The organism is Photobacterium gaetbulicola (assembly GCF_003025515.1).
GTDB lineage: Bacteria > Pseudomonadota > Gammaproteobacteria > Enterobacterales > Vibrionaceae > Photobacterium > Photobacterium gaetbulicola.
Window position 1 is genome coordinate 90,163 of sequence record NZ_PYME01000008.1, and the last position, 12,905, is coordinate 103,067.

Here is a 12,905-nt window from a genome sequence, read left to right on the forward strand (position 1 = left end):
CAATTTTAGTAATAATTTCAATTTGTCAGCAAACATTAGCCTTTAAGCAATTGCCTGCATGGTATAATTTGGGTTACCAGATTGTTGTCTATTTATGTTGTAGGGAGAAGTCTATTGAGCACAGAATTAATTTTGTTAGGGATGGCGATGTTGATTGCCATCGGGATCCTACTTCACCACCCATCAAAAACCCTGGGCCTGCCTTCGCTGCTTATTTTCATCGGTGTCGGGTTATTGTTTGGTAATGGTGAACTTAATTTTGTTTATGACGATTTGGCATTAACGTCATTCATCGGCTCGTTAGCCCTGAATGTCATTGTTTTTGTGGGGGGGCTGAACACCTCTAAAGCCAGCATACAAGTGGCTTATAAAGAGGGTGGGGTGCTTTCCACCATCGGGGTACTGTTCACCACCTTCATTTTCGGTGGGCTACTTTACTACATCACAGATTTTAATATTTTAACCTGCCTGTTATTTGCCGCGGTGGTCTCGTCTACTGACGCAGCGGCGGTATTCTCTATTCTTGAATCGAAGAAGCTCAAACTAAAAGAATCGACCGATACTATCTTGGAGTTTGAGTCAGCGACCAATGACCCGGTGGCGTTGCTGCTGGTCGCCATACTGACCGAAATGTTGGTGAATACCAACCAGCAAGTCAGCGGCCTTTCAATAGGCATCGAACTTGTCCAGCAAATCCTCGTTGGCCTTGGTGCTGGTTATCTGATTGGCTGGTGCTGCGTTTGGCTGCTTAACAAAATCAAGCTTGAAGAATACGGTTTGATCCCTGTGTTCATTCTTGCCTGCTTCTTTATTGCCGCTTATGGCAGCGACATGTTAGGCGGCAATATCCTGGTGTCGTCTTATGTCGCGGGTGTGTTCATTGGTAATGAACTCAAACGCGGGCGGGAGGTCAGTAAGCACTTCTTTAACAGCTTATCGTGGCTTGCCCAGGCGTTGATGTTTATTATTCTTGGCTTGCAGTTCTTCCCGAAAGAGCTATTCGCTGATATGTGGTCCGCTATTATTCCGGCGATCGCGCTGATTTTCATCGCCAGACCACTAGCTGTTTTCCTGAGCTACCTGCCGTTTAGGAAAGTATCGTTTAAGAAGAAGTTCTTTATTTCGGCTATCGGCTTGAAAGGGGCTACGCCAATTGTCTTTGCCCTGATCCCAGCATCGGCGGGTGTTGCGGGTTCGCAAGAAATGGTGCATATGGTGTTCTTCATTGTCCTGATCTCCGTTGTCCTGCAGGGGTGGGCCATTGAGCCCCTGTCGAACAAATTGGGGCTGGTGGATAAATAACCGGTACGCATTTTTAACCCAATATTGCGACATTTTCGTTTTTCCTGTCGCGGTATTGGGTATATCGGCAGCTTGGCTGAACATCCATTACCATACATTGTTGTCATACAGAACACTTGCATATTTATCGTCATTAACTTGCTATATTTCAAAGGTTTAAAGTCTGCTTTTGTGACGCATATCGATACCGGCTAACAGAATTATGATAATTTGAACTGTTCAATTGGTTATCTTGATACACGATAGTGAGCGTTCAGCAGAGGTGATATGAAAGATGAGAGGCAACAAAAATGGATTTGCGGTTTTTGGCGGCGACTAGGTGCTTTCTTCATTGATTTGAGCCTATTGGGCTTAGTGGGCTTTTTATTGGGTACGATGTTCGCAAACACGTTTGTCCAACTGGCGGATTGGGGAAGGTTGATTGGCTTTTTCATCCTACTGACGTACTTCGGTGTGATGAACAGTGAGCGGTGCCATGGTCAGACTGTCGGCAAAAAGCTGCTGAAAATTAAGGTGGTCGATGCATCGAACTCATCGATAAGCCTTGCCAAGTCGTTACTGAGATATAGCTTTATCGCCATACCTTTTTCGCTTAACGGCTTGCAGGTTACCAACGAACTCTTGCTATCCTATATCAAATATCCGCTGTCGTTGATCCTCATCGGAGGCTTCTTTTCTCTCGGCTATCTTTTTGTGTTCAACCGCAATACTCGGCAATCAGTACATGATCTTCTAACCGGCACGTTTGTCGTTAATCTCGTTGCGGAGCCGCATAAAACTGCGGCGGTTTGGAAGCCGCATTTTGTCGTTGTCATTGCTATTCTGGCTGCTGCTGCCCTCCTTCCGGCAACGGCACCAGATATTGAAAGCTCCCCGTCTTACAGAGGACTGCTAGAAGCGCAGCAGGCGGTAAGCAGCCACGTTTCGGTCCGCTATGCAACGGTGACTGAGGGATCATTGATTGTCTCGCATTCTGGTGAAGGTAGCAAAACAACCTCCTATGTGAATGTTCAGGCCTTGCTCGGCAACAATACGGTTAATGATGAGAGCTTCGCGCAGAATCTCGCCACGACGATCATTGCTTCCTATCCGGAAGCTCTGGAGAAGGATTTGATCAATGTCTCACTGTCTTATGGCTACAGTATCGTGATCTGGTCAAGCTGGAGGACGTTTAACTATTCCTTCACCCCAGAACAGTTGAAGCCACAAGAAAGTGCCTAGCTAGGCCATCATGACTATTGGCTGCATCGCCAGCCAATACCTCTGGCCTGACCTATCACCAAGAATCACCCACCCTGCGAAACTCCCCCTCTCGGTTAATTGAAAGACCCGTCTTGTGTCTGAGTTATACGGCTCCGAGTTCGTGCACCTCTACAAAATGTGTTCAATTTCACAGACTTGATTCAAGTTAAGGGGGGCGTAGGCCGGGGGAGGATGCTCATCGCAGATGGGGGGAGGAAAATGCTTGGGTCGAATAAAAATAACTTGGAAGTTACTATGAAACGTGTAATGAAATCGTTCGCTCTGTGCTCTCTGACCGCTGCGCTTGCATTTCCGATGGCGGCGTCTGCCATGCAGGAAGGTGAAATTCTTATTTGGATCAATGGCGACAAAGGTTATGAAGGCCTTGCCGAAGTCGGTCGCCAGTTTGAAGAAGACACAGGGGTGAAAGTTAACGTTCAATACCCTGAATCACTGGAAGCCAAGTTCCAGCAAGTGGCTCCAACAGGCGGCGGCCCTGACATTATCTTTTGGGCACATGACCGTTTCGGTGGTTATGCCAAATCTGGCCTGCTGACCGAAATCAAACCGTCGCAAGCGTTCAAAGACAAGCTAGTTGATTTCAGTTGGGATGCGGTAACTTACGAAGGTAAGTTGGTCGGCTACCCAATTGCATTGGAATCGCCTTCGCTGATTTACAACAAAGATCTACTTCCTGAGCCTCCTAAGACATGGGAAGAGTTGTACGAGATCGAAAAACAAATGGCTGCCAAAGGCAAGAAAGCCATTATGTGGGATGTGAAGAATGCTTACTTCACTTGGCCAATGATCTCTGCCAACGGCGGTTATGCATTCAAGAAGACCGAGACAGGCTTTGACGGTAAGCAAATCGGCATCAACAACGAAGCCGGTGTTGCTGGTCTGAGCTTCTTGGTTGACCTTTCTAAGAAAGGTGTTGTGTCAGCAGATATGGATTACGCCGTGTCCGAGTCTGAATTCAACAAGGGTAACGTGGCAATGACCATCAACGGCCCATGGTCTTGGGGTAACCTAGAAAAATCAAAGATCAACTACGGCGTTGCGGTATTCCCGACACTGAATGGCGGTAAGTCTAACCCATTCGTTGGTGTATTGAGTGCGGGGATCAACTCTGCCAGCCCTAACACGGACCTTGCCGTTGAATTCCTGGAAAACTACCTGATCACTGACGAAGGTTTGGCGAAAGTCAATAATGACAAGCCATTGGGTGCGGTGACGCTGAAGTCTTTCCAGCAGGAGCTTTCTAAGGACAGCCGTATTGCCGCGACAATGACCAATGCGGAAAACGGCGAAATCATGCCGAACATCCCTGAGATGACGGCATACTGGTTTGCTGAAGGTGCGGCTATCGAGAATGCCCTTCTAGGTCGTCAGACGGTTCAGGAAGCATTGGATACAGCGGCTTCTCAGATCCGTTAATTCAACTAAATCAAGTATATGTCTGGCAACAGATAGACATCCACATCATGCGCAGCTCTCTTCGTAGAGTCTGCGCATTTTTGTACTTAACGACTACCCAAGGAATACACGTGAGCACGATTGAACAGGCGCCTTTTACAGAGCAGTTGTATGTTAAAGGGACATTCAATGGTTGGGGTGACGATACACCAATGAACTATATTGGTGACGGTTGTTACCAGGCTGTGGTTTGCTTTTCAGCCGATCTTCATAACTTCAAAATATCCGATCAACAAGGCACTGAGGCATTTAGCTTTGCTGCGGATAAATACAAAGCGGTCGCCTGTGAGTTGAAACAACCACAGACATTGATCCCTGCTAAGGGGATCGGCAACGATCTTACCTTCATGGCACCGGATACCGGTTTGTACACGATTTCAGTTAGGGTGTCGGACGACAAAGTTGAAATGGTGATTGAAGCTGGGGGCGAAAACCTCGATAGCGAGCCGAACCGGGCATTGTTTGACGCGGGCTTTTCGGTCGAGGCTGGCAGAGGAGATGTAACTGGCAAAGGAAACAAGGTGCTAAGCCCTGAACAATTGTTTAGTGAGCTTGCTATCAGTGTTGAGCAGAGCGCCCCGTTTGTGTTCGGTGACAATATCGACGGCTATTTTGATGGCGTGACCCACGGCTATGTCGCGGCGGGTAAGTACCGTCACAAGCAAGGCTGGTATCTCGGTGCAATGGCCTCGTTTGTCGATGGTGTGCTTAATGACAAAACCATAGCCGAAGAAGCTCGTATTTATCCTTATGGTGTTACCCACGGTTTTACAGGTGGTTCCGGTAATGACATAGAAGAAACTTTCATGTTGTTTTCCGGGCAAGACAGTCGCCAGCGCAGCGCTGCGATTACTGTTAAGTCGGCAGAGCCCGCTGTTTTAGCAATAGCTCCCCAGCTTAACCTGGCGATGGATAGTTCATCGGTGAAAGCATTTGATGGTGGTGTGGTGTACGCACTGTCTGAAGAGCTGCGCCAGGCGGGTACGCCGTCGTTTATTGCGCTTTGTGCTAACAAGTCTTTCTCTTTTAGCGAAACGACTTTTGGTGAGACGCCAGCTCTAAAAAACAAGGTGCATTTGAGCGGCCATCATGTGAAGCCGTTACTGACGTCAACCGACCCACAAGCCGAGATGACCGTGTATCTGGCTTTTGCAGAAACGGAAGCAGAGGCGATTGCGCATGCGAGTTCACTGGTTAAACAGGATGGGGTGAGCATTCACTTGCAGCAGGTTTATGACATGCTGACTCACTCTTATGTTTGGACCTCTGATCGTGAATACAACCGTGCTTTGATGTGGGCTAAGGCGGCAGGCAAGGTATTCGTATCAACCGAGTTTGGCAAAGGTATTTGGGCTGGCCTTCCTTGGTTCAAAGACTGCTGGGGGCGTGACTCCTTTATCGCCGTGCCGGGGATCACCTTGGTTAATGGTGACTTTGCCGATGCCAAGACCATCATTGATAACTTTGCGTCGATGCAGCTGACCGATGAATCCAATGTGAATTTTGGTCGTATCCCTAACCGGGTAACCAGCCTAACCAACATCATTTACAACACTACGGATGGCACGCCGTGGATGGTCCGTGAGGTGTGGGATTACTTGCGTTACAGCGGTGACAAAGGCTATGCCAAGGCTATATACCCTGTGGTTCAAACCTACATTGCCGGTATCGAGAAGCACTATCTGGATGAACACGGATTGATGACCCACCGTGACCCTGACACTTGGATGGATGCCAAGCTGGAAGGCAAGCTTCCTTGGTCGGCCCGCGGTACTCGAGCTAACGATATCCAGGCGCTTTGGTTCACCAGCCTATTGGTTGCCGTTGAACTGGCGAAGCTGACTGGTGATGAGCAGAGCGCTGAGTATTATCAGCAGATGGCTAAACGGGTGAGTGAAAGCTTCCAAAAGCTATTCTGGGATCAAGAACAACAAAAACTGGCGGATCGCCTGTATGCAGATGATCAGCGTGATCTTCAGGTGCGATCCAACCAGTTGATGACGGTAACCGTGCCTTTTGACAACGGGTTACTGGATAAGAACATCGGTGCCAAGGTGGTGAAGAATGCGGTCAGTGAGTTGTTGTTCCCGTGGGGCATCACGTCGCTGTCGCAATATGACCCGATTTTCCACCCGTACCATGCCAATCGCGATGAATACCATAAAGATGCCGCCTACCACAACGGGACAATCTGGGGCTGGAATGCCGGCTTTACGGTTTCAAGCCTGATCGAATATGGTTACGCGGATTTTGCCTATCAGCTAACCAAGAACCTTTCAGAGCAGATTTTGTATCTCGGTCATCGAGGGGCGATGAGCGAGAACTTGGATGCCTTTTTGAATCAAGAGGGCGGGTTAACCACAACCGGGACTTATGCCCAGGCTTGGTCGGTGTCGGAGTTTACCCGCAACGGTTATCAGGACTATATTGGCTTCAAGCCGGAGTTACTGGCAGACAAGGTAGTACTGGCTCCTTGTTTGCCATCGAGTTGGAAGCAGTTTGATGCCGAGCTTCGTTTCGGTGAATCGAATGCATTATCTGTTAGTTACCAGTTTACCGATCAAGGCTTGCAGCGTTTTGAGCTGGCTTATAAGGAGACTAGTTTTTCCCAAGCTGTGGCAGTGCAGCTTGACCTTCATTTGATGGCACAAGACAAGGCAAAGTACCAATTAGTACTCGTGCCCGATGAATTACCGGCAGTGATCGAGTTTGATCCTGCTGTTGCCTCAGTGGTTGTGAACGGTAAGCAACGCGATCTTGTGCAAATCCAACCAAGCTATGCTGCCGTTATTGGTGATCTAGCCTTTGCCAAGCCGGATCTCTCTTTGGCGTTCCCGGTGCTACAGGGGCAGCATGTGCTGCAGCAGCAAGTCGAAAATGCAGATCTTGTACAGGCGACTGATTAAGGGAGCAGGTTTAAGTTCGCCCAGGGAGTAAAGGAAAGCGCTGCACGAATGCAGCGCTTTTTGTATGGTCGTCGGTCAGCTGGCTGAAGGAGCAGCATGATACTCACTCTGAGTCCATATAGGTACGTCCTTCAAGCGAGTAGGGCTCATTGTCATCGTACAGGTTACGTTGCCCCCTGAGCTTTTTCATCTTGGCTTCAAGGGCTCTGGCTTCTTGGTAATTACCCTCTTGGTAAGCAATGTGAAGGCGTTGTTCGATATCTTCGATCCGATCATGGCTGCTCATGTGATGATCCTCCATTTGAAAGTTGTACTTACTTGAGTAAGCCGTTATTCCCGCTCGCGGCTTAGCTTGGCTAAGAAGCAGTACAACCAACTTGTCGTTTCAGTTTTAGTGTAGGAGCGGTTCGACTCCTGTTCCACTTGCTACTGTCCTGAAAGTGTTTTGGATCAATCCAGATTGAATTTTTCTACCATAGTGAGAAATCGATTTGCCCAGGCACTTTCACTGTGGATACCGCCGTTATCTACGTCGAAATGGCATTTTAGCTGGCAAGATTTGCGGTTCAGAATGCCGGCAAACTCAACCGCTAACTCATGGTAGAGGGCCGGGAAACCATCGATAGCAGGATCGCTGGTTTCGTGGGTACCGATATCCATGTAGATCTCTATGGGGCGCTCAATGCAAGCTTGTTCAATGAATGTCCTCATCTCTTTAGCTGCAAACCAGAAGGCAGGAGAGAACACGCCGGCCTTAGAGAAGGTGTCTTGATACCTTAATGCCGCATACAGGCTGATAAACCCGCCCATTGAGCTGCCGGCAATGATGGTTGATTCGCGCTCTGGCAGGGTGCGGTAGTGACTATCGATATACGGCTTGAGGGTCTGGACGATAAAATCGCAGTACGCGTCGCCATCGCCACCCTGCGGCTCGATAGCTTGCTCCCAGTTGGCCAGAACTGCTGGTGGAGCAAATGTCCAAGGTGAGTATTCGTCACGGCGGCCTAGATGACCTCGCAGCGGGCTACAATCTATGGCTACCACGATAAAGCCTTTTGATTCTCCTTTGGCCTGAAGTTCATCCAGTTGTTCTGCAACTTGCCAGCTTGCGCCTGCTATACACAGTTCTGGCTCAAATACGTTCTGGCCATCATGCATATACATTACAGGGAACTGTTGTGAACTTCTGTCATAGTTTGCCGGGAGGTATACACGAACATGGCGTTTGCGGCCGAGTTGGGGGATATGCATATTTTCATGGACGATCATCCTTGCGGGATCATAGTTTTTCTGGGTTGGGTCAAGAGGCATTGGTATGGCTACTCCGTACGCGACGCATAAAAAAAGCGCTGTTGGTTTAATCAACAGCGCTTGCTTTAGCCAAGAAACGTTAAGTCACTTGGTGAAAAGAGGGGGAAACAGGTTTCCTTATACACCAGGCTCTTTGTACAGGCGGCGGCAGGCTTTACCATCGCTGTGGAACAGGTGACAGCGGTGCGCTGGGATATCGACTTTGAACGAATCGCCAGCATCAACGTCAATGGTATCTGGGCGGCGGTAGATGAAGTCGGCATCCATGTGCTCAAGGCGCAGGTATGCTTGGGTTTCGTAACCCAGTTTTTCGACTACCTGGACGGTACCCTCGATAGTTGCATCACCTTCACCTTCAGGTACTAAGTGCTCAGGGCGAACACCCAGAGACATGCGGTCGCCTTTGGTCACAGTGCTACCGTCTACAGGGATCCAGAATGCTTTGCCATTCGCCATTTGAACCATCACGCGCTCGTCTTCAACCTGCTCGATGAACACGCTCATGAAGTTCATCTTCGGTGAGCCGATGAAGCCGGCAACAAAGCGGTTTTGCGGGTAGTGGTATAGCTCAAGTGGTTTACCAACCTGGGAGACATACCCACCATCAAGGACCACGATTTTCTGTGCCATGGTCATCGCTTCTACCTGATCGTGGGTAACGTAGATCATGGTGCAGCCCAGCTGCTTGTGAAGTTTGGCAATTTCGATACGCATCTGAACACGCAGCGCTGCATCTAGGTTAGATAGCGGTTCGTCCAGTAGGAATACATTTGGCTGAGAAACCAGAGTACGGCCAATTGCAACACGCTGGCGCTGACCGCCCGATAGCGCCTTTGGCTTGCGCTCAAGAAGGTGGCCTAGCTGAAGAATGTCTGCAGCGTGGTCAACACGGCGTTTGGTTTCTTCCTTGTCGGCTTTCGCTAGCTTCATGCCGAATGACATGTTGTCGAACAGGTTCAGGTGAGGGTATAGTGCGTAAGACTGGAATACCATGCCCACACCGCGCTCAGACGGTGGCACGTCATTCATGCGTTCTTCGCCGATGTACAAATCACCTGAAGTAATGTCTTCAAGGCCAGCGATACAACGTAGAAGTGTTGACTTACCACAGCCTGACGGACCTACGAAGACAACGAACTCACCTTCAGCAATATCGAGATCAACGTTTTTCGAAATCAGGTTATCTCCATATGCTTTACATACATTTCGTAAAGTAACACTCGCCATCGAGCCTATTCCTCTAAGTTGTTGTTGCCAGCAAGGCCTCATCTTATGCGGGTACGGCCTTGCGGGTAAAGAATTTTTCCGTGTAATTGAAGAAAAATCGGGTAGAGCGTGATTCACTAGGGAATCAACGCCTACCCTGACAAAATCCAAATTATCTACTTCCCCAAGAAATAAAATGGTGCTGTCGTCTTTAAAAAAAGTGGTTAGTGCAAAAGCGCATTTACCTAAGAAAAGAACAGTGTCTTCAACTACCCCAGTGGGTATGGTTGTATTCTTGCCGAGAAAAAGTGCTGAAACATCCTCCTTATCAATAAATAAAAAGGGGGATGAGGGGGGGAGGAGTGTTTAGATCACACTTTGTCATTGTAAGGGCTGAAGGGAGCTTTTATTCCCGTTAGTATGTGCGCTGTATCACAATCAACCGTCGTTATTAGATCTGCATCACTAAGCGAAACGACGGAGATCACGCTTTTCACACTTGGGGGGTGGGGGCGTAGGACGCAGGATGATGCCGAGTGCTTGATACTGTTGGAAGATACAGACTGAAATTTGTATCGCGGAATGACCTCTGCAATACAATCAATAACAATCATGAAGGATGTTAACAATGAAGAAAGTCCTCAGCACAGTCGCATTATGTACCCTTGCTGCTCTTGGTTCAGTATCTGCGCATGCAGCGATTGAAGAAGGTCAACTTACCATTTGGATTAATGGTGACAAAGGTTATAACGGCTTGGCAGAAGTAGGTAAACAGTTTGAAGAAGACACTGGCGTAAAAGTCACTGTCGCTTTCCCTGATAACCTTGCAGAGCGTTTCCCACAGGTTGCTGCCGCTGGTGATGGTCCGGATATCGTATTCTGGGCCCACGACCGCTTCGGTGGCTACGCGAAAGCAGGTCTACTGGCTGAAATCAACCCGTCTCAGGCGATGAAAGACAAAATCATCGACTTCACTTGGGACGCGGTATCATACGACGGCAAATACGTAGGCTACCCTGTTGCTGTTGAAGCACTTTCACTGATTTACAACAAGGATCTTGTTCCAAACCCGCCTAAGAACTGGGAAGACATTGAAGCGCTAGACAAGAAGCTTCAGAAGGACGGCAAGAAAGCGATCATGTGGAACCTGAAAGAACCGTTCTTCACATGGCCAATTCTGACTGCTGACGGTGGTTATGCCTTCAAATTCACCGCGAACGGCTACGACGTAAAAGACGTAGGTGTGAACAACGCCGGTGCGAAGTACGGCATGAATTTCATCAAGTCCTTGGTTGATAAGAAAGTTATTTCACCAGACATGGATTACAGCATTTCTGAAGCTGAGTTCAACAAAGGTACTGTTGCAATGACAATCAATGGCCCATGGTCTTGGGGTAACATTGAGAAGTCTGGTATCGACTATGGTGTCACGCTACTTCCGAAACTAAACGGCAACCCGTCTAAACCTTTTGTTGGTGTACTAACTGCAGGCATCAGCGCAGTTTCTCCTAACAAAGACCTAGCTGTTGAGTTTATCGAAAACTACCTACTAACAAATGAAGGTCTGGCAAAAGTTGATGCTGATAAGCCTCTAGGTGCTGTTGCGCTTAAGTCTTTCCAGCAGAAGCTTGATAAAGATACCCGCATTGCCGCGACAATGGACAACGCAATGAACGGTGAGATCATGCCAAACGTTCCACAAATGACCGCATTCTGGTACGCACAGGGTAACGCAATCCAGAACGTAGTAGACGGCCGCCAGAGTGTTGATGACGCCCTAGACGCCGCCGCGGGTCACATTCTTAAGTAATACGTTTTACGGGGAGGGGTAACTCTCCCCATCTTTATTTGACATTTTGCTAGCAAGGAGCTGAGATGCAGTCAGTTCAAGGTGCAGAACTTCTAGATTCACCTCAGGAAAGTTCGAAATTAAATTATCGTAAGTGGCTGAAATGGTCACTACTCGGCATGATCGGTACGGTTAACGGTTATGCTACTGTCTTAATGTACGCCCAGGGTGAAATTCCCTTCGCGCTTCTTACCGTTGTTCTCACAGCTCTTGCTCTTTATATTTTTGGTAGTAAGAAAACCTACGCCCATCGCTATATCTATCCTGGTATCGCCGGGATGATTATTTTCGTTATCTTCCCACTGATTTATACGGTTGGCTTGGCATTTACCAACTACAGTGCCTCTAACCAGTTGTCTCTAGAGCGTGCGCAGAATGTGCTGCAGCAACGATCTTTCTTGTCAGGGGAAAGCTACGGTTTCGATTTGTACAAGGTGGAAAACGGTCACCAGCTAATCATTAAATCCAATGGTGATCTCTTGGCTTCGGAAGTGTTCGATATTTCCAACCCGCCTGCTGAAGACTTCATGAATCTGCATCAGGTTGATGCGGTGCAGGGCGAGAAAGAAGTTATCCGTACTATCGTGCAAAACCGTGCAAACCTGAACAAGGTTGAACTGGAGATGCCAAGCGGTGAGCACATTCGTATGAGTGGCCTGCGTAAATTCGCGGCTGAAACACCGCTGTTTACTTTGCAGGACGATGGCGAGTCACTACTGAACAACGAGACCAATCAGCTGTTCAAGCCAAACTATGAGATTGGCTTCTACCAGCCTGTTGATGCCAATGGTGAGTTCGTCGAAAAACCAATTTCACCTGGATTCGTGGTCGGTGTCGGTGCAGCCAACTTTGAGCGTGTATTGACTGATGATGGTATCAAAGAGCCTTTCATTGGCATCTTCGTGTGGACGGTTGTCTTTGCCTTCCTTGCGGTGGCCCTGACACTTGCTCTGGGTATGATCCTTGCCGTTATTGTTCAGTGGGAACCGCTTAAATACAGTGGTGTGTACCGAGTACTGTTGATCCTTCCTTATGCGGTACCGTCATTTATCTCGATTCTGATATTCAAGGGTTTGTTTAACCAGAGCTTCGGTGAGATAAACATGTTGCTTGATGCCATGTTCGGGATTAAGCCATCGTGGTTCTCTGATCCGGTCATGGCCCGAGTGATGGTTGTACTGGTAAATACCTGGCTTGGTTTCCCTTACATGATGATCCTATGTATGGGCCTGTTGAAGTCAATTCCTGAAGATTTGTACGAAGCGTCTGCCATTGATGGTGCCGGCCCAATCCAGAATTTCTTCAACATCACACTACCAATGTTGATTAAGCCGCTTACGCCGCTATTGATTGCCAGCTTTGCCTTTAATTTCAACAACTTTGTTATGATTCAGCTATTGACCTCTGGTGGTCCGAACATGGTCGGCACCTCAGAGCCAGCAGGCTACACTGACTTGCTAGTAAGTTATACCTACCGTATCGCGTTCGAAGGTGGCGGTGGTCAAGACTTCGGCCTAGCCGGTGCAATCGCAACAGTTATCTTCCTATTGGTCGGTGGTATGGCACTACTTAACCTGAAATTTACCAACACTAAGCTTGAGCAGGACTAAGGA

9 protein-coding genes are annotated in these 12,905 nt (G+C 48.3%); 6 read left to right on the forward strand and 3 right to left on the reverse strand.

Going from position 1 to position 12,905, the window contains the following annotated elements; translation table 11 throughout:
* Positions 1–114 precede the first annotated feature (114 nt).
* The 4 genes from C9J03_RS09060 (at position 115) to C9J03_RS09075 (ending at position 6,926) form a co-directional block, all read left to right on the forward strand.
* Positions 115–1,302 carry a potassium/proton antiporter gene (locus tag C9J03_RS09060; RefSeq protein WP_044620749.1) on the forward strand — a complete coding sequence of 396 codons (1,188 nt, stop codon included), beginning with the start codon at positions 115–117 and terminating at the stop codon, positions 1,300–1,302.
* A 267-nt stretch (positions 1,303–1,569) separates the two neighbouring features.
* Positions 1,570–2,523 (forward strand): RDD family protein, encoded by a 954-nt coding sequence (locus tag C9J03_RS09065; protein ID WP_044620750.1) that lies wholly within the window; start codon positions 1,570–1,572, stop codon positions 2,521–2,523.
* Positions 2,524–2,799: 276 nt separating this feature from the next.
* Positions 2,800–3,981 (forward strand): maltose/maltodextrin ABC transporter substrate-binding protein MalE, encoded by a 1,182-nt coding sequence (malE, locus tag C9J03_RS09070; RefSeq protein WP_044620751.1) that lies wholly within the window; start codon positions 2,800–2,802, stop codon positions 3,979–3,981.
* A gap of 110 nt (positions 3,982–4,091) precedes the next feature.
* Positions 4,092–6,926 carry an amylo-alpha-1,6-glucosidase gene (locus tag C9J03_RS09075; protein ID WP_044620752.1) on the forward strand — a complete coding sequence of 945 codons (2,835 nt, stop codon included), beginning with the start codon at positions 4,092–4,094 and terminating at the stop codon, positions 6,924–6,926.
* Positions 6,927–7,029: 103 nt separating this feature from the next.
* On the opposite strand, the gene C9J03_RS09080 is transcribed toward C9J03_RS09075, so the two are convergent.
* The 3 genes from C9J03_RS09080 to malK all read right to left on the reverse strand — a co-directional run bounded on the left by C9J03_RS09080 (position 7,030) and on the right by malK (position 9,464).
* Entirely contained in the window at positions 7,030–7,212 is a 183-nt protein-coding gene (locus C9J03_RS09080; RefSeq protein ID WP_044620753.1) for a hypothetical protein, read from the reverse strand.
* A gap of 164 nt (positions 7,213–7,376) precedes the next feature.
* Positions 7,377–8,237 carry an alpha/beta hydrolase gene (locus C9J03_RS09085; RefSeq protein WP_052829575.1) on the reverse strand — a complete coding sequence of 287 codons (861 nt, stop codon included), beginning with the start codon at positions 8,235–8,237 and terminating at the stop codon, positions 7,377–7,379.
* Between the two features lie 117 nt (positions 8,238–8,354).
* Positions 8,355–9,464, reverse strand: coding sequence for a maltose/maltodextrin ABC transporter ATP-binding protein MalK (gene malK / locus C9J03_RS09090; RefSeq protein ID WP_044620754.1), 1,110 nt, complete (start codon positions 9,462–9,464; stop codon positions 8,355–8,357).
* Between the two features lie 607 nt (positions 9,465–10,071).
* On the opposite strand from malK, the gene malE (C9J03_RS09095) reads away from it, so the two are divergent.
* Both malE (C9J03_RS09095) and malF read left to right on the forward strand, forming a co-directional pair.
* Entirely contained in the window at positions 10,072–11,253 is a 1,182-nt protein-coding gene (gene malE, locus C9J03_RS09095; RefSeq protein ID WP_044620755.1) for a maltose/maltodextrin ABC transporter substrate-binding protein MalE, read from the forward strand.
* A gap of 65 nt (positions 11,254–11,318) precedes the next feature.
* Positions 11,319–12,902, forward strand: a complete 1,584-nt coding sequence (gene malF, locus C9J03_RS09100) for a maltose ABC transporter permease MalF (protein ID WP_044620756.1) — start codon at positions 11,319–11,321, stop codon at positions 12,900–12,902.
* The last annotated feature ends 3 nt before the right edge of the window (positions 12,903–12,905 follow it).